This is a genomic window from Leifsonia sp. 22587, from assembly GCF_052044215.1.
Taxonomy (GTDB): Bacteria; Actinomycetota; Actinomycetes; order Actinomycetales; family Microbacteriaceae; genus Leifsonia; species Leifsonia shinshuensis_C.
The window spans coordinates 307,203-333,568 of the sequence record NZ_JBQENB010000002.1 but is presented as its reverse complement, the minus strand read 5'-3'; the positions used below and the strand labels follow the sequence as shown (position 1 = coordinate 333,568).

Below are 26,366 nucleotides of genomic sequence, written 5' to 3'. Positions count from 1 at the left end.
TGGACGACACAGCGTGTGCATATTAAGAGGAGTCAGGTGCCTGACACGAAGAAACTCGTCATCGTCGAGTCTCCGAACAAGGTGAAGTCGATCGCCCAGTATCTCGGCGACGGCTACGAGGTCATGGCCTCGGTCGGGCACATCCGCGACCTCATCGAGCCCAAGAACCTGCCCCCGGAGCTCAAGAAGGGCTCGCTGGGCAAGTTCTCCGTCGACGTCGAGAACGAGTTCGAGCCCTACTACGTCGTCTCCGATCAGAAGAAGAAGACGGTCGCCGACCTCAAGCGCGCCCTCAAGAACGCCGACGAACTCCTGCTCGCGACGGATGAGGACCGCGAGGGCGAAGCCATCGCGTGGCACCTCGTCGAGGTGCTGAAGCCGAAGGTTCCGGTCAAGCGGATGGTCTTCCACGAGATCACCCGCGAGGCGATCGAGAAGGCGCGCGACAACACCCGCGAGATCGACACCGCGCTGGTCGACGCCCAGGAGACCCGCCGCATCCTCGACCGCCTTTACGGGTACGAGGTCTCGCCGGTCCTGTGGCGGAAGGTCGGTCCCGGGCTCTCGGCCGGTCGCGTGCAGTCCGCCGCGACCCGTCTGGTCGTGGATCGCGAGCGCGAGCGCCTGGCCTTCGTGCCCGCGTCGTACTGGGGTCTGACGGCTCAGCTCGCGCCCGAGGATGCGTCTGCCTTCGACGCGCGGCTGGCGCGGCTCGACGGCACCCGCGTGGCCACGGGACGCGACTTCGACGACCACGGTCGCCTCACCTCTGAGGCGCGGACCCTCGATGAGGCGTCGGCGACGACCCTGGCCGACGCGATCCGTCAGACCAGCACGCACGTCCAGGTCTCCAAGGTCGACTCCAAGCCGTACTCGCGCCGCCCGGCCGCTCCGTTCACCACTTCCACGCTGCAGCAGGAGGCGGCCCGCAAGCTGCGGTTCTCCGCCCGGCAGACGATGAGCGTCGCGCAGTCGCTGTACGAGAACGGCTACATCACCTATATGCGCACCGACTCCGCCTCGCTCTCGCAGCAGGCGACCAATGCGGCGCGCTCCCAGGCTGCGAAGCTCTACGGTCCGGAGACCGTGCCGGACAAGCCGCGCACCTACGCCTCGAAGAGCAAGAACGCCCAGGAGGCGCACGAGGCGATCCGGCCGTCGGGCGAGACCTTCCGCACGCCCGCCGAACTCGAGCGCTCGCTGCGCGGTCCCGAGCTGCGGCTCTACGACCTCATCTGGAAGCGGACCGTCGCCTCGCAGATGGCCGACGCGAAGGGGCAGACCGCCTCCGTGACCGTCGAGGCGCGCATCACCGAGGGTCCGCTCGACGGGACGGTCGCGGAGTTCACCGCGAGCGGCACGGTCATCACCTTCCGCGGGTTCCTGAACGCCTACGAGGAAAGCAAGGACGAGGAGCGCAACAGCTCCGACGCCGCGGAGGCGAAGCTCCCGCCGCTGACCGAGAAGCAGCCGCTCACCGTCCAGGATGTCGCGGCAGACGGGCACGAGACCACCCCTCCGCCGCGGTACACCGAGGCCAGCCTGGTCAAGACGCTCGAAGAGCTCGGCATCGGCCGTCCGTCGACGTTCGCCAGCATCATCTCGACCATCATCGACCGTGGCTACGTCACCCAGCGCGGACAGGCGCTGGTCCCGAGCTGGGTCGCGTTCTCCGTCGTGCGCCTGCTCGAGGACTACTTCGGCGACCTGGTGCAGTACGACTTCACTGCCGAGATGGAGGACGACCTCGACCGCATCGCGGACGGTGAGGCGGAGCGGGTCGACTGGCTCAACAGCTTCTACTTCGGCAGCGGCAAGCACAAGGGACTCCGCCGGGTCATCGACAACCTCGGCGAGATCGATGCGCGCAGCATCAATTCGATCGCGATCGACGACGGTGTGACGCTCCGGATCGGAAAGTACGGTCCGTACCTCGAGGTGCCCGACGAGACGGCGGGCCCCGACGCTCCGCCCCGGCGCGTCAACATCCCGCCGGAGCTCGCACCCGACGAGCTCACGCCCGCGAAGGCGCACGAGCTCATCGAGGCCCCGGTGCAGACCGACCGCGTGCTCGGAACCAACCCGGAGAACGGCAAGCTGGTGCTGGCCAAGGACGGCCGGTTCGGCCCGTACGTCACCGAAGCGGACCCCGAAGAAGAGGGGACCGTCGACCCGAACACGGGTGAAGTGGCGGAGCCGGCCAAGAAGACCAAGAAGGCCGCAGCCGCCAAGCCGCGCACCGCATCGCTGTTCAAGTCGATGGACCTCGCGACCATCGACCTCGACACCGCGCTGAAGCTGCTCGACCTGCCGCGCGTGGTCGGGCTGGACCCGGAGTCCGGCGACGAGATCCAGGCGCAGAACGGACGCTACGGCCCGTACCTCAAGAAGGGAACGGACACGCGGTCGCTGCCCAGCGAGGACGACATCTTCGACGTCGACCTCCCCGGCGCGCTCGAGCTGTTCGCCCAGCCGAAGTACGGCAACCGCCGGGCGTCCAGCGCCCTCAAGGAGTTCGAGGCCGACCCGGTCAGCGGCAAGCCCATCCGTATCAAGGACGGCCGCTTCGGCGCGTACGTGACCGACGGCGAGACGAACGCGACCATCCCGCGCGGCGAGACCGTCGACGAGGTCGACTTCGACCGCGCCGTCCAGCTGCTCGCCGACAAGCGGGCGAAGGGTCCGGCCAAGAAGCCGGCGCGGAAGACCGCGGCCAAGACCACGGCGGCCAAGACGACGGCAGCTAAGGCGACGGCGGCCAAGACCACGGCCGCCAAAAAGCCGGCCGCGAAGAAGCCGGCCGCCACGCGTTCGGCCGCGAAGAAGCCGGCCGAGTGAGCCGCGGCCTCTTCATCACACTCGAGGGCGGGGACGGCGTGGGCAAGTCCACCCAGGCCGCCCTCCTCGAGGAGTGGCTGACCGGTCGCGGCCGCACGGTGGTCCGCACGCGCGAACCGGGCGGGACGGACGCGGGCGTCGAGATCCGCGAGATCGTCCTCCACCACCGCGGGGACATCGCCCCGCGTGCCGAAGCGCTGCTGTACGCCGCCGACCGGGCGCACCACGTCGCCACGGTGGTCCGTCCCGCGCTCGCCCGCGGAGAGATCGTCCTGCAGGACCGCTACATCGACTCGTCCGTGGCCTATCAGGGTGCCGGCCGGGTGCTCGACGCGGGCCAGATCCGCGACCTCTCCCTGTGGGCCGCCGAGGGACTGCTCCCGGATGTCACCATCCTGCTCGACCTCGACGAGCACTCGGCACGGGCGCGGCTCGACACCTCGCGCACCCGGTACGACCGGCTGGAGGCGGAGCGCTCGGAGTTCCACGCGCGCGTGCGCGCGGCGTTCCTCCGGCTGGCCGAGGAGGAGCCCGAGCGGTTCCTCGTCGTGGATGCCGCACGACCGGTCGACGAGATCGCGGCCGAGATCCGCGACCGGCTCACCGACCGCGTCTGACCGGGCGCGGGGCGGCGGAACGGTGCACGAGCGTGTCCCCGGTGACGGTTAGCCTGGACGCATGACGGTGTGGGACGAGCTCACGGGGCAGGACGAGGCGATCGAGGTCGTCCGCGCCGCCGCGGAGGGCTCGGCCGCGCCCACATCCACAGGGTCGGCGACCGGCCGCGGCATGACCCACTCGTGGCTGATCACCGGTCCGCCCGGGTCCGGCCGCTCCAACCTCGCCTACGCGTTCGCGACCGCCCTGCTCAGCCCCGGCACCCCGGAGGGCGACCTCGCCACCCGGCGCCAGGTCGAAGCGCGCACCCATCCGGACCTCGCCGTGCTCAGCACCGAACGCGTCATCATCTCCATCGACGAGGTGCGCTCACTGGTGGCCAGCTCGCAGTTCGCGCCGTCGGTCGGCCGGTACCGCGTGATGATCATCGAAGACGCCGACCGCATGACCGAGCGCACCTCCAACGTACTGCTGAAAGCGCTCGAAGAGCCGCCGGAGCGGACCGTGTGGATCCTGTGCGCGCCCAGCGACGCCGACCTCCTCCCCACCATCCGTTCGCGCGTCCGCACGGTGCGACTGCGCGTCCCCAGCGTGGGCGACGTCGCCGAGCTGATCCGGCGTCGCGACGGCGTCGACGCCGAGACCGCCGAGCGTGCCGCGCGTCATGCGCAGAGCCACATCGGGATGGCGCATCGTCTCGCCACCCACGAGGAGGCCCGGCGCCGCCGGGAGCAGACGCTGGAGCTCGCGCTCGGCATCCGCTCGGTCTCCGACGCCGTGCTCGCCGCGGCCACCCTGCTGGAGATCGCGGGCGCCGACGCCAAGGCGATCACGGAGGAGCGAGACGCGGAGGAGCGGGAGCACGCGCTCCGCTCCCTCGGCATCGAACCCGGGGGGACCATCCCGCCGGCGCTCCGCGGACAGCTCCGCCAGCTCGAGGAGGACCAGAAGCGGCGTGCCACCCGCAGCCTCCGGGACGGCATCGACCGCATCCTCGTCGACCTCCTCTCGCTCTACCGCGACGTGATGATGCTGCAGCTGGGGAGCGACAGCGAACTGGTCAACCAGGAGCTGCGGAGCGAGCTGGATGCTCTCAGCACCCACACCACTCCGGCCGCTACGCTCGCCGCGATGGATGCCGTCGCCACCGCCCGGGAGCGGATCGACGGCAACGTCGCCCCGGCCCTCGCCCTCGAGGCCATGCTGACCACGATCCTGCGCGGCGCGAACGCGCGAAAGGGGAGCGACCTGTGATCACCCGCACCCGACGGCCGGGTCCCGCCCGGTCGGGCGCCCGTGGAGCGCGCGACCGTCGAGCGATCCGAACCGTCGCCGTGGCCGTCGCGGCCGTCGTCGCGCTCACCCTCACCGGATGCGTGACCTGGTTCCTGCCGTCGAAGGCTCCCACGACCTCGAAGCCGGCTCCGGACAAGGTCTCGGCGGAGCTGCAGCCGTATTACAGCCAGGTGCTGCACTGGACGGCGTGCGACGGCGGTAAGCAGTGCACCACGGTGAAGGCTCCGCTGGACTGGAACGACCCGGGTGCCGGGAAGATCGAGCTCGCGCTCATCCGCCAGCCGGCCAAGGGCACCAAGCAGGGGTCGCTCCTGACGAACCCCGGCGGCCCGGGCGCCTCCGGCTTCGACTTCGTCAAGGATTCCGTGGACTACGTCGCCGACGCTACGCTCCAGGACCACTTCGACATCGTCGGCTTCGACCCGCGCGGAGTCGGCCGGTCGACCGCCGTCAAGTGCTACGACGCCAAGCAGATGGACCAGTACCTCTACGGCATCACGCCCGGGGCGCGCGGATCGGACCAGTGGATCGCCGAGAACACGACCGTGGCCAAGGACTTCGGCGAAGCCTGCCAGAAGAACACCGGTGCTCCGCTGCCGAAGGTCGACACGGTGAGCGCCGCCCGCGACCTCGACCTGCTCCGCGCCACCCTCGGCGACACGAAGCTGAACTACCTCGGCTACTCCTACGGCACCTACCTCGGCGCCGTCTACGCGGGGCTCTACCCGGGCAAGACCGGCCGCCTGGTCCTCGACGGGGCGCTCGACCCCGCGGCAACGAACTTCGAGGTCACCGAGGTGCAGGCGAAGGGCTTCGAGAGCGCATTGCGCGCCTACCTGACGAACTGCCTGACGCAGAAGGCCTGCCCGTTCAGCGGCACCGTCGACGACGCGATGTCGACGGTCGCGCAGCTGCTCGCCGCCGTCGAGAAGAGCCCCATCCAGAACTCCGACGGACGCGAACTCGGCGCCAACACCCTGGTGACAGCGATCATCACGCCGCTGTACGACGCCACGGCGTGGTCGTACCTCGACAAGCTGTTCGACTCGGTGATGAAGGGGAGCGCCTCGGTCGCGTTCACCCTGGCCGACACCTACAACAACCGGTCGGCGGACGGCACGTACGCCGACAACTCCACTGAGGCCTTCGTCGCGATCAACTGCCTCGACTACACCTACGACGCCGACCCGGCCCTGATGCGGCAGCAGGCGGCCGAACTGGCCAAGGCGGCTCCGGTGATCGGCCCCTACATGGCGTACGGCGACATCGGCTGCGCGAACTGGCCGTACAAGGCCACCGGTCAGCGCGGACCCATCTCGGCGGACGGGTCGGCGCCCATCCTCGTCGTCGGCACCACCAACGACCCGGCCACGCCGTACGTGTGGGCGAAGAACCTCGCCTCCGAGCTGCAGAACGGCCACCTCCTCACCTACAAGGGCGAGGGGCACACCGCCTACAACAAGTCCAACTCGTGCGTCAACGACACCGTCGACGACTACCTCGTGAAGGGGACTCTCCCCGAGACGGGGAAGACCTGCTGACGAGTGGTGCAATTTTGCAGAGAGTGAAATAATCGTGATCGTGTCTGCGGCCCCCGAAACCACGCTGAGCGAGCTGGGACTGCGCGAGCGCAAGCGCATCGCCACCCGCCGTGCCATCCAGCTCGCCGCCGTCGAGCTCGCGGGGGAGCGCGGGTTCGACCGCGTCACGATCGACGAGATCAGCCACGTGGCCAACGTGTCGCCGCGCACGTTCTTCAACTACTTCCCGTCGAAGGAGTCGGCCATCATCGGCGAGCTCCCCGAGCTCCCGGACGCCGAGACGGTGGAGCGCTTCGTCACGGCCGGCCCCGACGAGCCCATCCTCGAGGGCATCAGCACGCTGCTCATCGCCGCGATCGACGTGGACGACGCCGGGGTGGGGGGCGGCGGAGACCGCAGCGACACCCTGGCCGACGCGCAGAACATGCAGCGCCTCCACACCCTCCGTCGCGCGCTGCTGAAGGACAACCCGGAGCTGTTCGCCCTCCGCATGGCGAGCATGCACAGCTTCGAGGATGCGCTGAGCGGCGTCGTGCAGCGCCGGCTCGCGCACGACGATCCGTCGCTCGTCGACGACCCGGAGACGCTGCACCAGCGCGCCCGGCTCGTCACCTACGTCGCCTTCGCCGGAATGCGGCACGCCTGGTCGTGCTGGGCGGATCACGGCGGCGTCGAACCGCTGTCCGACCGGCTCCGCAGCTCGTTCGAGCAGCTCTCCGCGCTGGGCACGCAGGTCCGCTGAGACGCTCGGCGCCATTGTTCGTGACGCCGCCCCGGATCGGGTAAGCTATCTGACTGTGCGCCGGGCGGAAGCCCGGCCCACGCCGCCCTAGCTCAGTCGGCAGAGCATCTCACTCGTAATGAGAAGGTCAAGGGTTCGATTCCCTTGGGCGGCTCCACAACTCCCGCACGTGTTATCCCGTGCACTCTCGTGGCCGCCGGTGTAGCCTGGCGAAAAGTCGAGGATCAATCAAGTCTGCCCGAGGCTGTCATGGATGCATTGACACGATCCCGTCGAGCGCACGCGTTCGGCCCGCTCACCGCGCTACTGTCCGCGCTGCTGCTGATCGCGGCGTCGCTGGCCCTGGCAGCACCATCGTCGGCGGATACGATGCCGCCCGATCCGACCAATCCCGCCTCGCCGCCGACGGTCGGCGCCACCGCCCTGCCGACGGTGCAGATGGATGGGGTGGCCTGGGCGCAGGTCGTGGTCGGCGACACGGTCTATGTTGCGGGCAAATTCACCGCCGCCCGTCCGGCCGGCGCTCCTGCGGGAACGAACACCACGCCGCGCAGCAACTTCCTGGCGTACAACATCACCACCGGGGCGCTGATCAGCTCGATCAATGTGCCGCTGAACGCGCAGGCCCTCGCGATCGCCGCATCCCCCGACGGCTCACGGGTCTACCTCGGTGGTGACTTTACCAGCGCGAGCGGAGCCTCTTATTACCGGATCGTCGCCATCAGCACGGCGACCGGTCAGCCGATCGCATCCTTCCGGCCGATCATGGAGAGCCAGGTGCGCGCGATCGCCGTCACCAACACCGCCGTGTACGCCGGGGGCACCTTCAAGAGCGTCAACGGCGTGAGCCGCGGGTACATCGCGAAGATGGACCCGACCAACGGCGCACTGATCACCTCCTGGACCGCCTCGGCCGACTACGTGGTGAGCGCCCTCGCGGTGAGTCCTGATGGGAGCCGCGTGTACGCAGGCGGGTCGTTCGCCAACATGAACGGCGCATCCCATTACGGGCTCGCGATGCTGAGCGGAAGCACGGGCGCCGCTCTGCCGTTCCCGGCGAACAGCGTCGTCCGCGACGCGGGCACCCGAGCGGGCATCACCTCGCTGGCCGCCACGGCGGACCGCGTCTACGGGTCCGGCTACGTCTTCGGTCCCGGGGGCAACCTCGAGGGCAGCTTCGCCGCCGATGGCACCACGGGCGCACTGATCTGGCTCGAGGACTGCCACGGCGACACGTACTCGGTGAAGCCGCTCGGCGATGCCCTCTATCTCGTCGGCCATCCGCACGACTGCCGGAACGTCGGCGGATTCCCCGAGACGAACCCCAGGACCCACCATCACAGTCTCGCCTTCTCGAAGGCGCGCACGGGCACCCTCACGAACGACGGCAACACCGCGTACTACAACTTCCGCGGTCAGCCGTCCCCGACCCTCCTGAACTGGTTCCCGAACTACGTCGTCGGAACGTTCACGGGTCAGAGCCAGGCCGCTTGGACGGTCGCAGGAGACAGCAGGTACCTCGTCGTCGGCGGGGAGTTCCCCTCGGTGAACGGCACCGCACAGTACGGCCTGACCCGGTTCGCGTACGACTCGGTCGTGCGCAGCACCACGGGACCGAACAACAACACGGCGCTGACGCCCACGGCGACCTCGTCCACCGCGGGCCAGGCCTCCGTCACCTGGACGTCCACGTTCGACCAGGACAACGTCGCGCTCACCTACGCGCTCTCTCGCGACGGTGACACCGCTCATCCGGTGTATCAGACCACCCGCTCCACGACGTTCTGGAACCACCCGGGGATGGCGTTCACCGATACCGGGCTCGCCAACGGCAGCGCGCACACCTACACCCTCACGGTGACCGACCCGGATGGGAACCGGATCTCGCGGGTGGGCAACCGCGTGACCATCGCCGGAGGCGGCACGAACCAGCCACCGACGGCATCGTTCACCGCCGGAGCGAACGGGCTGGCGGTCTCGGTCGATGGAAGTGCGTCGAGCGACCCGGACGGCACGATCTCGTCGTACTCGTGGAACTTCGGCGACGGCGGGACCGCGACAGGAGTGAGCGCAGGCCACACCTACGCCGCGGCGGGCACGTACACGATCACCCTGACGGTACGCGACAACGCCGGCGCGACTGCCACCACGACCCGGCAGGTCACGGTCGCGGCGACCTCCGGGACGACGCTCGCCAGGGACGCGTTCGGGCGCACCGTCTCGAACGGCTGGGGATCCGCGGACGTCGGTGGCGGCTGGACGGCCTCCGGTACGACCTCGTTCTACTCGGTCGCCTCGGGCGCCGGGCAGATGAACGACCCCGCCGGTTCCAGCAAGACGGAGACGCTCTCCGGCGTCTCGTCCACGCGCACGGATTCCACCGTCACCTTCACGACGGATGTGGGCCCGACCGGGGGCGGGATCTTCGGCTCGGTCATCGGCCGTCAGGCCGGATCCTCGAGCTATGAGGGGCGGGCGTGGCTGAGCTCCAGCGGAGCCGTCCAGGCGCAGCTCCTCATCAACGGGACGTCCGTGCAGTCCGTCCCGGTGTCCGGTCTGACGTACACGGCGGGCCAGCCGATCGCCATCCGGATCCAGGCCGTCGGCACCTCGCCGACCACGCTCAAGGTGAAGGTGTGGTCGGCGACCCAGGCCGAGCCCGCCGCGTGGCAGGTGAGCACGACGGACTCCACGAGCGGGCTGCAGGCCGCGGGCGGGGTCGCCCTGCGGGCGTACCTCTCCGCGACCGCGACGGACACACCGGTGACCGTCCGCTTCGACAACTTCCTCGTCTCCGCCGTCCCGTGATCCCTCGCGCCGGCTGCCGACTCGTGGTTGGCTGCGGGCATGGCGGATGAACTGAAGCGCGGCGACCACGTCGAATGGTCCTCGCACGGGGTCGATGTGCCGGGCGAGGTCGAGAAGAAGATCACCTCGGACACCGAGGCGGCCGGACGCACGGTGAAGGCGTCGAAGGACGACCCGCAGTACCTCGTGAAGAGCGACAAGAGCGGCAAGGAGGCTGTGCACAAACCGGACGCGCTCCACAAGAAGAAGCGCTCGTAGCAGCATTCAGAAAGCCCGGGTAACATACCCGGATGCACGAATCGGACCAGCCGGACGTCGGGCCCGACCCGTCCACCACGCCGATCCCTCCCACTCCGCCCGCTGACAGCTCGGCTCCGCCCGCCGACAGCTCGGCCGCGTCGGAGCCGCCGACGACCACGGGGTCCGGTCGCCGCGCCGCCGCGCGGCCCGCGGGTGTCGCCGGATTCGGAGCGGGTGTGATGACGGCCATCCGCAAGCACCCGAAGACGTGGATCGCCGCGGCGGGAGCCGTCGCGTTCGTCCTGCTGGGCACCGGCAGCGTCGCGCTGGGCGCCACGATCGGGGCGCCCGCCGCCGCCGTCGGCATCGCGCCGACCGGCACGCCGACCCCCACGCGCACCGCGTCGGCCACGCCCACCCCGACGCCGACCGTCGATCCCGCGCGGCCGGTCCCCGCCAACCAGGCCGCGGCGACCCGCGTGCGCACCTGCTCGGTCGCAGGTCTGGCCGCCGACGGACGCCTCGGCTCGCTGGAGGCGCAGGTCGTCAACGCGAAGACCGGCCAGACCCTCTTCGACCGCAACGGCGTGAAGCCGGGCCCGACGGCCTCGGTGCTGAAGACGCTCACGTCGGCAGCGGCGCTGGCGACCCTGGGGCCGGACTACCGCGTCCCCACGACCGTCGTCGCCGGCAGTACGCCGGGCCAGGTCGTGATCGTCGGCGGCGGAGACGTGACCCTATCGCGCCTGCCCGCCGGACAGGCGTCCTTCTACACCGGAGCGCCGAAGATCCAGGACCTCGCCAACCAGGTGAAGCAGGCGATGGGCGGCCAGCCGATCACCTCCATCGTCGTGGACGCGACCCTGTTCGGCGCCCCGTTCTGGCAGCCCAGCTGGGACGAGCGCGAGGAGCGCGTCGTCGAGGGCTCGACCCCGTACATGACGGCGCTCATGGTCGACGGCGACCGGGACGACCCGACGGCCGTCGAGTCGCCGCGGAGCACCGACCCGGTATCGCGCGCGGTGCAGTACTTCCAGCAGTACCTCGGCACCAGCGTGGGAGTCAGCCAGGGGGTCGCCCCCGCCGGCGCCCGCCAGCTGGGCGTGGTGCAGTCGCAGCCGGTCACCACCCTGATCGACCAGGCCATGCGCGTCTCCGACAACACGATCATGGAGGAGCTGGCGCGCCTCGTCGCGATCAAGAACGGCGCGGGCAACACGTTCGACGCCCTGAACGCCGGCGTCCTCGCGGGACTGAAAGGCTACGGGATCGACACCTCGGGCATCCACATCGCCGACGGTTCCGGGCTCAGCGCCGACAACGCGGTTCCGCCCTCGTACCTCACCCAGCTCTTCATCAAGGTGCTGAACCGCCAGAACGGGCTCGGCGTCGTCTACGACGGCCTGCCGGTCGCCGGGAAGTCGGGGACGCTCGGGCCGGGCTACAACCGCTTCACGGGGTCGAGCAGCGTCGCGCGGGGAGCCGTGTTCGCCAAGACCGGCTGGATCGACCACGGGTACACGCTTTCCGGGATCGTGAACGCCGCGGACGGAACACCGCTCACGTTCGCCGTGTTCGCCCTGGGCAACGTCGGCGACAACGCCAAGCAGGCGATCGACAGCCTCGTCGCCGGCTTCTACAAGTGCGGGGACAATCTCTCCAACGGTTGAGCCGGACGGCCGGCCCTCGTGACGATCGGAAGGACAGCATGGGCAGGGCGCTCTTCGTCGTGGATGTGCAGAACGACTTCACCGAGGGCGGCGCGCTCGGGGTCACGGGAGGCGCCGCCGTCGCGCAGGCGATCAGCGACTACCTCGCGGCCAACGCGGACGACTACGACGTGATCGTGGCGAGCCGCGACTGGCACGACGGCGACAACGACAACGGCGGTCACTTCGCGGCGGACGGCGAGCCCGACTTCCAGAGCAGCTGGCCGGTGCACTGCGTCGCCGGCAGCGCCGGTGCGGACTACCACCCGGCGTTCGACACCTCGCGGGTCACCCACCACGTCCACAAGGGCCGGGGCGTTCCGGCCTACTCGGTGTTCGAGGGCCGCACCGGCTCGGGCGACACGGTACAGCAGGTGCTCGATCGTCACGGCATCGCCGAGGTGGATGTGGCGGGCATCGCGACCGACTACTGCGTGCGGGCGTCCGCCCTGGACGCGCTGGCCGACGGGCGGCGCGTCCGTGTGCTCCGACGGCTCGTCGCGGGGGTGGCTCCGGAGACCTCGGACGCTGCTCTCGCGGAGTTGGCTGCGGCGGGAGCCGAGCTCGTCGACTGAGCCCTGGTCCCACGCCGCTCATACGAGGACGGGCGTGGACGCCTTAGGCGGGTCACGCTATGCTGATTGCTAGCTCATCTAGTAATCAGGAGGCGAAGTGTCGAGAAACGTCGGAGACCAGCAGAAGACGGTCCGCCCACCGGCCCGCTGGCTTCGCATCCTCATCCCGACGCTGCTCGTCCTCGTCTGGCTCGTGCTCGCCGGCCTCGGCGGTCCGACGTTCGGCAAGCTCTCCGGCGTCTCGAGCAACGATCAGGCGGCCTTCCTGCCCGCGAGTGCTGAGGCGACCGAGGTACAGGACTGGCAGAAGCGCTTCACCGACTCGGGGTCCATCCCGGCGATCGTTGTGGTGGAGTCCAAGACCGCGATCCCCAAGAGCGAACTCGGCACGACCTACGCCGACCTCGGCACCAAGCTGGGCGAGGTGGATGGCGTCCAGGCGCCGGCGGAGGGCGCGAGCACCAGCGTGGCGGGGCCCATTCCCTCCGAGGACGGTCTCGCGGTCGAGTACATCGTCCCCATCTCCAACACGGACGAGGTGAAGACGGTCGTCGCCGACCTGCGCTCGGTGGTGGACCAGAACGTCCCCGAGGGCACGCGGGCCTGGGTGACCGGACCGGCCGGGCTCACCGCCGACCTCGTCAACGCCTTCGGCGGGATCGACGGCATCCTGCTCCTCGTCGCCGTCGCTGCCGTGTTCGTCATCCTGTTGCTGGTCTACCGGGCGTTGCTCCTGCCGTTCCTCGTACTGTTCACGTCGATCTTCGCGCTGTGCGCCGCGATCCTGATCGTCTACCTGTTCGCGCTGTGGGGCTGGATCAAGCTGTCCGGCCAGAGCCAGGGCATCCTGTCCATCCTCGTGATCGGCGCCGCGACCGACTACTCGCTGCTGCTCGTCGCCCGGTACCGCGAGGTGCTGGAGCAGGAGGAATCGCGGTGGGTCGCGATCCTGCGGGCGTGGAAGGCGGCGCTCGAGCCGATCGTCGCCTCCGGTGCCACCGTCATCCTGGCCCTGCTCTGCCTGCTGTTCTCCGACCTGAACTCCAACAAGAGCCTCGGCCCGATCGCGGCGATCGGCATCGTGTTCTCCCTGCTCTCCGCCCTGACCCTGCTGCCTGCCCTGCTCGGCATCTTCGGGCGCGCCGCGTTCTGGCCGTTCCGTCCGGTCGTGGGCGGCAAGCCGCACCCGCGCGAGACCGGAGCGACGCTCGCCGGCCTCGAGGGTGTGCACGGACTCTGGCGTCGGATCGGCGGACTCATCGCCCGCCGTCCCCGGGTCACGTGGATCGTCTCCCTGGTCCTCCTCGCCGCCTGCGCTCTGGGGCTGACCCAGCTGAAGGCGAACGGCGTGCAGCAGACGGACGTCATCCTGTCGCAGTCGGACGCCGTGGACGGCCAGGCGGTTGTCGCGAAGCACTTCGATGCCGGGTCCGGATCTCCCGTCCTGATCGTCGCCCCCGAAGCACAGGGGGATGCCGTGCTCGCCGCGACCAAGGAGGCCGACGGCATCGCCTCGGCCGACTTCTACACCGGCGGCGGGCGCCCTCAGCCCGGGGTGGAGGCGGAACCCGTCGTGAAGGACGGGCACGTGCTCATCCAGGCGACGCTCGCGGCGGAGCCGGACTCCGCCAAGGCCGAGGCGGTCGTCAAGGACCTGCGCAGCTCGCTGTCGACGGACGGCTCGGTGCTGGTGGGAGGCGTCACCGCGATCGCGCTGGACACGAACGAGACGGCGCAGAGCGACCTGGCCAAGATCATCCCGATCGTGCTCGCGGTGATCCTGGTGATCCTCATGCTGCTGTTGCGGTCCATCCTCGCGCCGGTGCTGCTCATCGGCAGCGTCGTGCTGTCGTACGCGGCCGCGCTCGGCGTCTCCGCCCTCGTCTTCAACGACGTCTTCGGGTTCCCGGGCGCCGACGCGGCCGTGCCGCTGTTCGGGTTCGTGTTCCTGGTCGCACTGGGAGTGGACTACAACATCTTCCTGATGACCCGGGTGCGCGAGGAGTCGCTGCGCATCGGGACGCGGCCCGGGATCCTGCGCGGGCTCGGCCTCACCGGCAGCGTCATCACGTCGGCCGGCGTCGTGCTGGCGGCGACGTTCGCGGCGCTCGCGGTCATCCCCATCCTGTTCCTGGTGCAGATCGCGTTCATCGTCGCGTTCGGTGTGCTGCTCGACACGGTGATCGTCCGGACGCTGCTGGTGCCGGCCGCCTCCTACGACATCGGGCGCGGGATCTGGTGGCCGTCGAAGCTGTGGAAGGACCGGACGCACGAGGCGCGGGCAGAGGTGTCGTCGTAGCGGCGCCGGCTCGCGGTCGGTGGCCGGTCCTCGGCGGCCGGCATGGCAGAGTGGCGTCATGACGCACATCCACGTCGACCGGCACCCCGGCCCCGCTCCGGTGCTGCTCGTGCACGGCTTCGCGACCACCGGCTCCCTCACCTGGGAGGCGACGGGATGGGTGGCGGCGCTCGCCGAGGCGGGCCGCGGAGCGATCGTCCCCGACCTGCGCGGGCACGGCGGAAGCGACGCGCCCCACGACCCCGACGCGTACTCGCCCGAGCTGCTCGCCCAGGACCTGCTCGCCGTGCTCGACGAGCAGGAGGTGGAGCAGGTTGATGCCATCGGCTACTCGATGGGCAGCTGGGTCGCGCTCGCGCTGGTGGCGCTCGCCCCGCACCGCGTCCGCCGCCTCGTGGTCGGGGGAGTGGGGACGGTGGAGCAGTTCGCCCGCTGGGGCGTCTCCGCCGTGCAGGGGGCGCTGCGCGACGGGGTGGGCACCCTCGACCCGGCGAGCCCCCTGGCGCCGCTGCTCGCCTCGCTCCGTGAGGCGCCGGGCGTCGACCGCGAGGCCCTCGCGGCGTGCGCAGCGGGGATGGCGACCCACCCGCTCCCGCTCGCCAGCACCGTGCCCACGATGCTGGTGGTCGGCGAGGTGGATCCCGTGACCGAGGGCGCCGACGAGGCGGCGCGGCTCCTGGGCGCCGAACTGGCCGTGCTCCCGAAGCGGAACCACGTCACGACGCTGAGCGCGCGCGGGTTCAAGCAGGCGGCGGTGCCGTTCCTCACGGCGTGAGGCACGGCGGCGCGAACGGCCGATGCCACAGATGCCCGCACACCCTGCCCGCACACTGCCCGCACACCCTGCCCGCCCGTTCCTGAGAGCTTCGGTCAGCGTGCGCTTCGCGCGTACCGTGCGTCGTACGATGTGCGAGGACCGAAGGAGGGCCGCATGGTCGACAAGCTCGACGCCGAGCTGATCGCGTTGCTGGCCGCGGAGCCGCGGCTGGGCGTGTTCGAGGCGTCGCGGCGGCTGGGGGTCGCGCGTGGGACCGTTCAGGCGCGGCTGGACCGGCTGCAGCGGTCCGGCGTCGTGCGCGACTTCGCGCCGACCGTCGACACCGAACAGCTCGGGTTCCCGGTGACCGGTTTCGTGACCGTCGAGCTCGCGCCGGGCGAGGAGGGCTGGGATGCGGCGATCGTCGAGCACCTGCGCGAAATCCCCGAGATCCTGGAGGTGCACCGCGTGACCGGGCCTGGCGACCTCATGGTCCGGGTGGCCGCGCGGTCCAACAGCGACCTGCAGCGCGTCATCGACCGCATCGGCGGCGACCGCGCCGTGGCGCGCACCACCACGGTGATCGCGCTGACCACCATGATCGACCACCGGACCGTGCCGCTGGTGCAGGCGGCCGTGGCACCGGACGACGACCGGACGAACGAGGAGGGACACGACTGATGGATGAGAAGGCTCTGCTGGAGCGCGTGCCGGACGGGCTGTACATCGGCGGCGAGTGGACGACCGGATCGGCGGGCACGTTCCCCGTCTACGATCCGGCGACCGGGAACCGGATCGCCGAGATCGCGGACGCATCCCCCGAGGACGGCATCCGCGCGCTCGACGCGGCGGTCGCGGCCGCCGACGACTGGGCGGCCACGCCGGCCCGGCAGCGCGGCGAGATCCTGCGCCGCGCGTTCGACCTGCTGCAGGAGCGGCGCGACGAGTTCGCGCTGCTGATGACGCTCGAGATGGGCAAGCCGCTCGCGGAGGCCAGCGGCGAGGTCACCTACGGCGGCGAGTTCCTGCGCTGGTTCTCCGAGGAGGCCGTGCGCATCACCGGGCGGTACGGCGCCAATCCGGAGGGCACCGGGCGGATGATCGTGTCGCAGCATCCCGTCGGCCCGTGCTTCCTCATCACGCCCTGGAACTTCCCGCTGGCGATGGCGACCCGGAAGATCGCCCCGGCGCTCGCCGCGGGCTGCACGGTCGTCATCAAGCCGGCCGAACTGACGCCGCTCACGACCCTCTACTTCGCGAAGCTCCTCGAGGATGCTGGCCTCCCGGGCGGTGTGCTCAACGTCGTCACGACGACCACGTCCGGCAAGGTGTCCGCACCCATCATCGCGGACCCGCGCCTCCGGAAGCTCTCGTTCACCGGCTCGACCGAGGTCGGCAGGAAGCTGCTGCAGCAGGCTTCCGAGAACGTGCTCCGCACCTCCATGGAACTCGGTGGCAACGCGCCCTTCGTGATCTTCGACGACGCGGACCTCGACAAGGCGGTCGACGGCGCCATGCTCGCCAAGTTCCGCAACATCGGCGAGGCCTGCACGGCCGCCAACCGGTTCATCGTGCACGAGGCGGTCGCCGACGAGTTCGCCCGGCGCGTGACCGAGCGGGTGAACGGCCTGAAGGTCGGACGCGGGACCGAGGAGGGCGTCACCATCGGCCCGCTCATCAACGAGGGCGCCATCGACAAGGCGTCCGAGCTGCTCCAGGATGCGGTCACCCGCGGCGCGTCCGTGCTCACCGGCGGCTCGCGCGTCGAGGGCACCGGGACGTTCTTCGAGCCGACGGTGGTTACGGACGTGCGGGCCGGCAGCGAGATCCTGCGGCAGGAGATCTTCGGACCGGTCCTCTCGATCGTGCGGTTCTCCGACGAGGACGAGGCGGTGCGGCTCGCGAATGACACCGAGTACGGGCTCGTCTCGTACGTCTTCACCAAGGATCTGGCGCGGGGCCAGCGGATGATCGAACGGTTGGAGACCGGGATGATGGGCTTGAACGTCGGCGTGGTCTCCAATGCGGCAGCACCCTTCGGCGGGGTGAAGCAGTCCGGGCTCGGACGCGAGGGCGGCTTCGAGGGCATCCACGAGTACCTCAACACCAAGTACACGCTCACGCCGAACCCGTTCGGAGCCTGACGTGGCCAACGCAGAAGCGGTCATCGTCGACGTCGTCCGCACCCCGTCGGGCCGGGGGAAGCCGGACGGGGAGCTGTCCGACATCCACCCGGCCGACCTCCTCGCCGGCGTGCTGCTCGAGCTGGTGGGGCGGACGGGGATCGACACGGCCGTGATCGACGACGTGATCGGCGGATGCGTCACCCAGTCGGGCGAGCAAGCCGGCAACATCACGCGCACGGCCGTGCTCAGCGCGGGATTCCCCGAGAGCGTGCCGGCGGTGACGATCGACCGCCAGTGCGGGTCCAGCCAGCAGGCGGCCGCGTTCGCCGCGCAGGGCGTGATCTCCGGGGCCTACGACGTCGTCATCGCGTGCGGCGTGGAGTCGATGAGCCGGGCGCCGATGGGGTCCAACGTGCAGGGCGCCCGGCTCGGCGGCGAGCTGCTCGCCGGGCGGTATCCCGACGGGCTGGTGAACCAGGGCGTCGCGGCGGAGCTCATCGCCGACCGCTGGGGGTTCAGCCGCGCGCAGCTGGACGACTACGCGGCCGAGTCGCACGGCCGCGCCGCCTGGTCGGCGGCGAACGGCGCCTACGACGGAGAGCTGATCGCCGTGCCGACGCCCGACTCGGGCAGTGTCATCGCCGACGAGACCATCCGGCCCGGCACGACCCCGGAGAAGCTCGCGCAGCTGCAGCCGGTGTTCCGCACCGAGCGGCTGGCCCAGCGGTTTCCGCAGCTGGAGTGGCGGATCACAGCGGGCAACTCGTCGCCCCTCACCGACGGGGCGTCGGCCGCGCTGATCATGAGTGCGGACGCCGCGAAGCGGCTGGGCCTGCACCCTCGCGCGCGCTTCCACTCGTTCGCGGTCGCGGGGAGCGACCCGTTGCTGATGCTGACCGGCATCCTGCCCGCGACGCGCAAGCTGCTCGACCGCAGTGGCGTCTCGCTCGACGAGATCGACGCGTACGAGGTGAACGAGGCGTTCGCGCCCATCCCGCTGCTGTGGCAGCAGGAGTTCGGCGCCGACGCGTCCAAGCTGAACCCGCGCGGCGGGGCCATCGCCCTCGGGCACGCGCTGGGTTCGTCCGGCACGCGCCTCCTCGCGACCCTGCTCAACGAGGTGGAGGCGCGGGGCGGACGGTACGGCCTCCAGACGATGTGCGAGGGCGGCGGCACGGCGAACGCGACGCTGATCGAAGTGCTGCGCTGACCTGCGCCTTCTCGAAATGACCTTCCCGGACGACCGGGGATCCACGCGAAACGAAGGAGAACCATGCAGCTCGACGGATGCTCGGCCCTCGTCACCGGCGGGGCGAGCGGACTCGGCAACGCGACCGCCCACGCGCTCACCGAGGCGGGCGCTCACGTCGTCATCCTCGACCTCCCGCGGTCGGAGGGGGAGAAGGCGGCGATAGCCCTCGGACCGACAGCCCGGTTCGTCGCGGCGGACGTGACCGATGAGGAGCAGGTGCAGGCGGCCGTCGACACGGCCTCCGGGCTCGCTCCGCTCCGGGTGGTCGTCAACTGCGCCGGCATCGCAACGGCGGAGAAGGTCATCGGCCGCGACGGACTCATCCCGCTGGAGCATTTCGAGCGGGTGATCCGGGTCAACCTGGTGGGCACGTTCAACGTCGTCCGGCTCGCGGCGGCCGCCATCGCGCAGACCGAGCCCGTCGGCGAGGAACGCGGCGTCATCGTGAACACGGCATCCGTCGCCGCATTCGACGGGCAGATCGGACAGCCGGCCTATTCGGCATCCAAGGGCGGGGTGGCGGCCATGACGTTGCCGTTGGCGCGGGAGTTCGCGCGCAGCCTCATCCGCGTGATGACGATCGCGCCCGGCATCTTCGAGACGCCCATGATGGCGGGGCTGCCGCAGGCGGCGCAGGACTCACTGGCCGCGCAGGTGCCGCATCCCTCACGGCTCGGGCGGCCGGCGGAGTACGCGGCGCTGGTGCGCGCGATCGTCGAGAACCCCATGCTCAACGGGGAGACGATCCGCCTCGACGGCGCGATCCGCATGCAGCCCAAGTAGCCGCCAGCTGCGCCCCGCGACATTCGTGCCGAATGTCGCGAAACGGGGGCGGGAGGGCGACATTCGTGCCGAATGTCGGCCCACACCCCGCGGGACATTCGTGCCGAATGTCGCGTTAGGGGCGCGGGCAGGCGACATTCGTCACGAATGTGCGCCGCGTCACGCGCCGGAGTGCGCCTCCAGGAAGGCGTAAACGTCCGAGTCGTCGACGCCCGGGAACGAACCGGAGGGCAGCGGCGACAGGATGTGCGCGTGCAGCCGCGCGCTCGGCCACGCCTTGCCCGCCCAGCGCCCGGAGAGGTCGGCCGGCGGGCGCTTGCAGCACGACTCGTCGGGGCAGCGCGACTCCGCCCGGTCCGTCGTCTCGCGGCCCCGGAACCACTTCGCCTCGTCGAACGGGACGCCGACGGTGATCGAGAAGCCGCCCTCGGCGGTGGTCCCGGTCTGGGTCGCGCACCAGTACGTCCCGGCGGGGGTGTCGGTGTACTGGTACAGCTCCGTGGTGCGGTTGGTGTGCGTGAAGGCGGTGCGCGCTCCCCACTTGCGGCACACGACCTGCCCTTCGATCGAGCCGGTCACATCCGTCGGCAGCGGCAGCCCGTCGTTCTCGTACCCCTTGTAGAGGGCGCCGTCGTCGCCGACCCGGAGGAAGTGCATCGTCATGTCCAGGTGACTCGTCGCCAGGTTCGTCAACCGCAGCGCCGCCGCCTCGTGGGTCACACCGAAGGCGTCGCGGAAGTCCTCGACCGCGAGGTCCTTGTCCTTCTTCGCCTGCTGGAGGAAGCCGACGGCGGCCTCGCGCGGCATCAGGCAACAGGCCGCGAAGTAGTTGATCTCCAGCCGCTGGCGCAGGAAGTCGGCGTAGGAGGCGGGGCGCGTGTGCCCGAGCAGCCGGTGCGCCATCGCCTGCAGGGCCATCGAGCGGAGGCCGTGACCGCCGGGGATGGACGCCGGCGGCAGGTAGATCCGCCCGTTCTCGAGGTCGGTGATCGACCGCGCCGACCGGGGGAGGTCGTTGACGTAGATCAGCTCGAAGCCGAGCCGTTCCGCCATCACGCTGACCTCGCGGTGGGTGAGCGCCCCGCGCACGTGCCCGGATTCGCGCACCTGCTGCTCCGCGAGCTCCTCGATCTCGGGGATGTAGTTGTTCTCGCCGCGCATCCGCTCGCGCAGCTCGGTGTTGGCCCTGCGCGCCTCCTCCGGTGTGGCGATCGCCTCACTGGCGCGGCGGCTGAGCTCCCGGTGCAGTCCGACGAGGGAGCGCAGCGTCTCCGTCGGGGTGCCTTTCGTCGGCTTCACCGCGGGCAGACCGAGAGACGCGTACAGCGGGCCGCGCTGCGCCCGGGCCAGTTCGATCTCGAGGGCTGCACGCTCGTCCGGCGGCTCGGCCGAGAGCAGGTCGGCCGGCTGCACGCCGAGAGCGCTCGCCAGCGCGCTGAGCAGCGAGATGCGGGGCTCGCGCTTGCCGTTCTCGATCAGCGACAGCTGGCTCGGGGCGACCCCTGCCGCGGCCCCCAGGTCGTCAAGCGTCATACCTCGCCGCGTGCGGAAGTGCCGGATGCGGTGGCCGAGCGTGGCGACGTCGATGTCGCCGGTGTCCACGGGAGTGCTCATGGCTTCACGTTAGCGAAAGAATCACGATTCTTGAAGCGAAATCTCTGGGTGCAAGCGGCCGAAGGTCGCGGATGCTGGATGTATCGCCGCTTCTTTCCACGAAAAGGACTCCGCCATGAGCATCGCCGAGCTGCCCCTGACCGACACCGCCCCGTCCGGCGGCATCGCCGCCGTGCGCGCCTGGGTCGACGACATCGCCGCCCTCACGCAGCCCGCCGAGGTCGTCTGGTGCGACGGATCGCTGGGGGAGGCCGACCGCCTCACCAAGCAGCTCGTCGCCGAAGGCAAGCTCATCCGCCTGAACCCGGAGTGGCGGCCGAACAGCTTCCTCGCGCGCACCGACCCGGGCGACGTGGCCCGCGTCGAGGACCGCACATTCATCTGCTCGGTCGACGAGTCCGACGCCGGACCGACCAACAACTGGCGGGAGCCCGAGAGCATGCGCGCCGAGCTGCGCGGCGTCTTCGCCGGCAGCATGCGCGGCCGCACGATGTACGTCGTGCCGTTCTCGATGGGCCCGGTCGGCGGTCCGCTCTCGCAGGTCGGCATCCAGCTCACGGATTCGGCGTACGTCGCGGTAAGCCTCGGGATGATGACCCGCGTCACGGAGACGGTGCTCGACCTGATCGACGCCGGGCAGCCGTGGGTGCCGACCGTGCACAGCGTCGGCTACCCGCTGATCGATGCGGACGGCGTCGCCCGCGACGACGTGCCGTGGCCGTGCGACACCACGAAGTACATCGTCCAGTTCCCGGAGACACGCGAGATCTGGTCGTACGGCTCGGGATACGGCGGCAACGCCATCCTGGCCAAGAAGTGCTTCGCGCTGCGCATCGCGTCGGTGATGGCGCGCGACGAGGGCTGGCTGGCCGAGCACATGCTCATCATCAAGGTGACCTCGCCCGAGGGGCGCGCCTTCCACTTCGCGGCGGCGTTCCCCTCCGCGTGCGGCAAGACGAACCTCGCGATGCTGCAACCGAGCATCCCCGGCTGGACGGTCGAGACGATCGGCGACGACATCGCGTGGCTGCGGCCGGGTCCGGACGGCCGCTTGCGGGCGATCAACCCGGAGGCGGGCTTCTTCGGAGTCGCGCCCGGGACCGGCGAGAGCACGAACCGCACCGCGGTCGACACCCTGTGGGGCAACACGATCTTCACCAACGTGGCACTGCGCGACGACGGAGACGTCTGGTGGGAGGGGCTGACCGACGAGCCCCCGGCGCACCTGATCGACTGGGAGGGGAAGGACTGGACGCCCGGGAGCGGTCGCCCGGCCGCGCATCCGAACTCCCGCTTCACCGTGAGCGCCGCGCAGTGCCCGTCCATCGCCGACGACTGGGACGCCTTCGACGGCGTGCCGATCGACGCGATCCTGTTCGGCGGACGCCGCGCGACCAACGTGCCGCTCGTGGCGCAGGCGCGCGACTGGCGGCACGGCGTGTTCCTCGGTGCGACGATCTCCTCCGAGCGGACGGCCGCCGCCGAGGGCACCGTCGGCGAGCTGCGGCGCGACCCGTTCGCGATGCTGCCGTTCTGCGGGTACAACATGGCCGACCACTGGGCGCACTGGCTCGAGGTGGGGGAGGCGCTGGGCGCGGACGCTCCCGAGGTCTTCCAGGTGAACTGGTTCCGTCGCGGTGACGACGGGCGCTTCCTGTGGCCCGGGTTCAGCGAGAATGCGCGCGTGATCGAGTGGATCGCGCGCCGGGTGGAGGGCACGGCGGGCAGCGTCGAGACGCCCATCGGGCGGCTGCCGCGGGTGGAGGACCTCGACCTCGACGGACTGGACCTCCCGGCGGAGGACGTGGAGGCGCTGTTCGAGGTCGACCGGTCCAGCTGGCTGGCCGAGTGCGACCTCACGGACGAGTTCTTCGACCGCTTCGGCACGCGCGTCCCCGCCGCCCTCCGCGCCGAGCTCGCGTCCCTCCGCTACCACCTCCGCGCCTGACCCGTCCCTCCGCGGCGGGGCCCCACCGTCGAGCGCCCCTTCATCGAGTACGCGAAAAGTGCACGCGAATCGCCCGATTCGCGTGCACTTTTCGTGTACTCGACGGAGGGGGGAGGGGTCAGACGAGGAGCTGGTGCTTGGCGAGGTCGCGGTAGAGGGGGGTCGTCTCGACGAGTTCGGAGTGGGTGCCGGTGCCGATGACGCGGCCGTGGTCGAGCACCACGATCTGGTCCGAGTCGACGACGGTGGACAGGCGGTGCGCGATCACGAGGAGCGTCCTGTCCTCGGCGACCGCGTCGATCGCCTCCCGCATCAGCTGCTCGTTGCGCCCGTCGAGGCTCGACGTGGACTCGTCCAGCAGCAGCACCGGAGGCGCGGCGAGCAGCGCCCGGGCGATCGCGAGACGCTGACGCTCGCCGCCGGAGAGCATGATGCCGTCCTCGCCGACCTGCGCGCTGAGCCCGAGCTCGTTGCGCTCCAGCACCTCGGTGAGGTTGACGGCGTGCAGCACGTCGATGCACTGCTCGTCGCTCGCATCCGGAGCCGCCAGCGTCAGGTTGTCGCGCAGCGTTCCAGCCAGCACAGGCGCATCCTGCTCGACGTAGCCGATCTGCGAGCGGAGCGCGACGCGGTCGAGGGTGCGCACATCCATCCCGCCGAACCGCACCTCGCCGCCCTGCGGGTCGTAGAACCGCTCGACGAGGGCGAGGATGGTCGACTTGCCCGCCCCGGACGGCCCGACCAGCGCCGTGCGCTTGCCGCGCGGCACGCGGAAGCTGACCCCGTGCAGCACGCCGCCGTGCCGCGCCTGCGCCGCATCCGATCCCGCACCGGCGGCGGCCTCGGCCTCCGCGACGACGTCCGCGCCGGTCAGCGCCTCGAACGCCAGACGCTCGGGGGACGGTTCGGCGTCCACCCGGCCGGCGCCAGCCCGCCCAGCGGGAGCGGGGGCGGAGTCCGCGGACCCGTCCTCTCCCGCACCCTCCGGGTACGCGAACCGCACGTCCACGAACTCGATCGCCGGCGCTTCGGGGGCGAGCCCCTCGTTGGCCGCTCCGACCGTCATGGCGAGCGGGGCGATGTCGCGGTCGTGCTGGTCCTCGGCGGGCAGGTCGAGGATCTCCTGGATGCGCCCCAGCGCACCGAGCGCCGAGTTCACGGCGGCGATGGCGCCGAAGGCCTGCCCGAGCGGCAGGATCATCATGAACAGGAACAGGATGAACGCCACCAGGTTCGCGATCGTGATGGCGCCGCTGGCGACCCGGAAGCCGCCGACGCCCAGCACGACGAGGAACGACACCTGCATCGCGATCCCCGCCACCGGCACGACGAGGGCGGAGATCTTCGCGACCTGGATGCCCATCCGCCACGCTCCCGTGGCGTCCTCGTCCACCGCCGCGATCTCGCGCTCTGTGGCGTTCGCCGCCCGGATGGTCCGCACCGAGCTGATCGCCCGCTCGACGGCGGCGGCGAGATCGCCGACCTTGTTCTGCGCCTTCTGGCTCGCGACGCGGATGCGCCCGGAGAGCAGCACGACGGTCACGACCGAGATCGCGACGACGAGCACGGTGAGCCCGAGGAGCACGGGATCGATGATGAGCATCGCGATGAGCGCGCCGATGAACGTCAGGGCGCCGCCGATCGCCTCCACGAGGCCCTGGGTCAGCACGGCGCGCAGCAGCGTGGTGTCGGAGCCGACCCGCGAGACGAGGTCACCGGTGCGCCGCGTGTCGAACTCGCTGATCGGCAGGCGCAGCATCCGTCCGACCAGCTTGCGCCGCGACGAGAGCACCACGCCTTCGCCCGTCCGCTGCAGCAGGTAGTGCTGGTAGCCGGAGATGAGGGCCGACACCACGACCAGGGCGACGAGCCCCCAGACGAGGCCGTTCAGCGGCTGCTGCTTGCCGACGAGGTCGATCACCTGGCTGACGAGCAGCGGCTGGGCGAGGCTCGCGGCTGCGCCCAGGATGCTGAGCACGACGACGACGGACAGCACCCGCTTGTGCTCGAGCAGGTAGGGCAGCAGCTGGGAGAACCTCGCGCGGGGCCCGGCGTCGTCGGCGGGACGGCCGAAGCCGCGACGGCGGCGCGGGGAGGCGGTGGAGGTGGTCGACATGACGGTGGCTCCGTTCGGGGGAGGAAGGGGCGTCGGAGGCGGCGGTGCCGTCAGCTCCGACCGTACTTCTTGTGAACTGCCTGTTTGCTGACACCTAGCGCCAGGGCGATCAGCTGGCAGGTCGCGTTGACAGCATCCCACCCCCAAATGTCCGTGGTCGCGGCTACAGTGCAGAACTATGCCGCCCGTCATCGCCGCCCGCGACCTGGTCAAGAAGTACAAGGACTTCCCGGCCGTCGACGGCATCAGCTTCGAGGTCGAGCCGGGGGAGTCGTTCGGACTGCTCGGGCCCAACGGCGCGGGCAAATCCACGACGATGCGGATGATCGGCGCCGTCTCCACCCGCTCGGCGGGCGACCTCAGCATCCTGGGCCTCGACCCCGACCGGTACGGGCCGGAGATCCGCTCGCAGCTGGGCGTGGTGCCGCAGGCCGACAACCTCGACACCGAGCTGCGCGTGCGCGACAACCTCATCGTCTACGGCCGCTACTTCGGGCTGCCGTCGGCACGAGTGCGTGCGCGGGCGGACGAGCTGCTCGCCTTCGCCCAGCTCGAGGACAAGGCGAAGGCGAAGGTCGACGACCTCTCCGGCGGCATGAAGCGGCGGCTCACGATCGCGCGGGCGCTGATCAACGACCCGCGCATCCTGCTGCTCGACGAGCCCACGACCGGTCTCGACCCGCAGGCGCGCCACATCCTCTGGGACCGGCTGTTCCGTCTCAAGGAGCAGGGCACGACGCTGGTCCTGACGACGCACTACATGGATGAGGCGGAGCAGCTGTGCGACCGGCTGGTCGTCGTCGACAAGGGCGCCATCATGGCGGAGGGGTCGCCGGCCGCGCTGATCCGCGAGTACTCGACGCGCGAGGTGCTCGAGGTGCGGTTCGGGTCGGAGCGCAACGCGGAGGTGGCCGAGGGGCTCGACGGCATCGGCGATCGCATCGAGGTACTGCCCGACCGCATCCTCGTCTACAGCGACGACGGCGAGGCCGAGCTGGTCCGGATCGCCGAGCGCGGACTGCACCCCCTCACCAGCCTGGTGCGGCGATCGAGCCTCGAGGATGTCTTCCTGCGGCTGACCGGACGGAGCCTGATCGAATGAGG

19 protein-coding genes and 1 tRNA gene are annotated in these 26,366 nt (G+C 70.5%); 18 read left to right on the top strand and 2 right to left on the bottom strand.

What is annotated here, in order from left to right; translation table 11 throughout:
- Positions 1-36 precede the first annotated feature (36 nt).
- From topA to ACTJI1_RS09465, 16 genes are all read left to right on the top strand, one after another.
- The gene (topA, locus tag ACTJI1_RS09540; RefSeq protein WP_440742432.1) at positions 37-2,838 is read left to right on the top strand and encodes a type I DNA topoisomerase; all 2,802 of its coding nucleotides are present in this window, start codon (positions 37-39) and stop codon (positions 2,836-2,838) included.
- A complete protein-coding gene (gene tmk, locus ACTJI1_RS09535) occupies positions 2,835-3,455 on the top strand; it encodes a dTMP kinase (protein ID WP_440742431.1) in 621 nt (206 codons plus the stop codon). The genes topA and tmk overlap by 4 nt, the downstream gene beginning before the upstream one ends.
- A gap of 61 nt (positions 3,456-3,516) precedes the next feature.
- Positions 3,517-4,710, top strand: coding sequence for a DNA polymerase III subunit delta' (locus tag ACTJI1_RS09530; RefSeq protein WP_310134452.1), 1,194 nt, complete (start codon positions 3,517-3,519; stop codon positions 4,708-4,710).
- Positions 4,707-6,293 (top strand): alpha/beta hydrolase, encoded by a 1,587-nt coding sequence (locus ACTJI1_RS09525; protein ID WP_440742430.1) that lies wholly within the window; start codon positions 4,707-4,709, stop codon positions 6,291-6,293. The genes ACTJI1_RS09530 and ACTJI1_RS09525 overlap by 4 nt, the downstream gene beginning before the upstream one ends.
- A 40-nt stretch (positions 6,294-6,333) precedes the next feature.
- On the top strand, positions 6,334-7,035 hold the full coding sequence (locus ACTJI1_RS09520) for a TetR family transcriptional regulator (protein WP_310134457.1): 702 nt from the start codon (positions 6,334-6,336) through the stop codon (positions 7,033-7,035).
- Positions 7,036-7,116: 81 nt separating this feature from the next.
- Positions 7,117-7,192: transfer RNA gene (locus ACTJI1_RS09515), tRNA-Thr, on the top strand.
- A 92-nt stretch (positions 7,193-7,284) separates the two neighbouring features.
- Positions 7,285-9,843 (top strand): PKD domain-containing protein, encoded by a 2,559-nt coding sequence (locus ACTJI1_RS09510; protein WP_440742429.1) that lies wholly within the window; start codon positions 7,285-7,287, stop codon positions 9,841-9,843.
- Positions 9,844-9,882: 39 nt separating this feature from the next.
- Positions 9,883-10,101: a DUF2945 domain-containing protein gene (locus tag ACTJI1_RS09505; RefSeq protein WP_440742428.1), complete on the top strand. Its 219-nt coding sequence runs from the start codon at positions 9,883-9,885 to the stop codon at positions 10,099-10,101.
- Between the two features lie 32 nt (positions 10,102-10,133).
- Entirely contained in the window at positions 10,134-11,753 is a 1,620-nt protein-coding gene (locus ACTJI1_RS09500; RefSeq protein ID WP_440742427.1) for a D-alanyl-D-alanine carboxypeptidase/D-alanyl-D-alanine-endopeptidase, read from the top strand.
- Positions 11,754-11,791: 38 nt separating this feature from the next.
- Positions 11,792-12,367 (top strand): isochorismatase family protein, encoded by a 576-nt coding sequence (locus tag ACTJI1_RS09495; protein ID WP_440742426.1) that lies wholly within the window; start codon positions 11,792-11,794, stop codon positions 12,365-12,367.
- Positions 12,368-12,464: 97 nt separating this feature from the next.
- On the top strand, positions 12,465-14,666 hold the full coding sequence (locus ACTJI1_RS09490) for an MMPL family transporter (RefSeq protein ID WP_440742425.1): 2,202 nt from the start codon (positions 12,465-12,467) through the stop codon (positions 14,664-14,666).
- 58 nt (positions 14,667-14,724) lie between these two features.
- Complete coding sequence (locus ACTJI1_RS09485; RefSeq protein WP_440742424.1) at positions 14,725-15,441, top strand: alpha/beta fold hydrolase; 717 nt, start codon at positions 14,725-14,727, stop codon at positions 15,439-15,441.
- Between the two features lie 156 nt (positions 15,442-15,597).
- Positions 15,598-16,104 carry an Lrp/AsnC family transcriptional regulator gene (locus ACTJI1_RS09480; RefSeq protein WP_440742423.1) on the top strand — a complete coding sequence of 169 codons (507 nt, stop codon included), beginning with the start codon at positions 15,598-15,600 and terminating at the stop codon, positions 16,102-16,104.
- The gene (locus tag ACTJI1_RS09475; RefSeq protein WP_310134488.1) at positions 16,104-17,567 is read left to right on the top strand and encodes an NAD-dependent succinate-semialdehyde dehydrogenase; all 1,464 of its coding nucleotides are present in this window, start codon (positions 16,104-16,106) and stop codon (positions 17,565-17,567) included. The genes ACTJI1_RS09480 and ACTJI1_RS09475 overlap by 1 nt, the downstream gene beginning before the upstream one ends.
- A gap of 1 nt (position 17,568) precedes the next feature.
- Positions 17,569-18,759: a thiolase family protein gene (locus tag ACTJI1_RS09470; RefSeq protein ID WP_440742422.1), complete on the top strand. Its 1,191-nt coding sequence runs from the start codon at positions 17,569-17,571 to the stop codon at positions 18,757-18,759.
- A gap of 63 nt (positions 18,760-18,822) precedes the next feature.
- Positions 18,823-19,584 (top strand): 3-hydroxyacyl-CoA dehydrogenase, encoded by a 762-nt coding sequence (locus ACTJI1_RS09465; protein WP_440742421.1) that lies wholly within the window; start codon positions 18,823-18,825, stop codon positions 19,582-19,584.
- A gap of 159 nt (positions 19,585-19,743) precedes the next feature.
- On the opposite strand, the gene ACTJI1_RS09460 is transcribed toward ACTJI1_RS09465, so the two are convergent.
- On the bottom strand, positions 19,744-21,198 hold the full coding sequence (locus ACTJI1_RS09460; RefSeq protein WP_310134495.1) for a helix-turn-helix domain-containing protein: 1,455 nt from the start codon (positions 21,196-21,198) through the stop codon (positions 19,744-19,746).
- Positions 21,199-21,313: 115 nt separating this feature from the next.
- Here ACTJI1_RS09460 and ACTJI1_RS09455 point away from each other — a divergent pair, with 115 nt between their 5' ends.
- Positions 21,314-23,146 (top strand): phosphoenolpyruvate carboxykinase (GTP), encoded by a 1,833-nt coding sequence (locus ACTJI1_RS09455; RefSeq protein ID WP_440742420.1) that lies wholly within the window; start codon positions 21,314-21,316, stop codon positions 23,144-23,146.
- 118 nt (positions 23,147-23,264) lie between these two features.
- Here ACTJI1_RS09455 and ACTJI1_RS09450 read toward each other — a convergent pair whose 3' ends face one another.
- Positions 23,265-25,262 carry an ABC transporter ATP-binding protein gene (locus tag ACTJI1_RS09450; protein ID WP_440742419.1) on the bottom strand — a complete coding sequence of 666 codons (1,998 nt, stop codon included), beginning with the start codon at positions 25,260-25,262 and terminating at the stop codon, positions 23,265-23,267.
- A gap of 178 nt (positions 25,263-25,440) precedes the next feature.
- Here ACTJI1_RS09450 and ACTJI1_RS09445 point away from each other — a divergent pair, with 178 nt between their 5' ends.
- Positions 25,441-26,364 (top strand): ABC transporter ATP-binding protein, encoded by a 924-nt coding sequence (locus tag ACTJI1_RS09445; protein WP_440742418.1) that lies wholly within the window; start codon positions 25,441-25,443, stop codon positions 26,362-26,364.
- Positions 26,365-26,366: the final 2 nt, after the last annotated feature.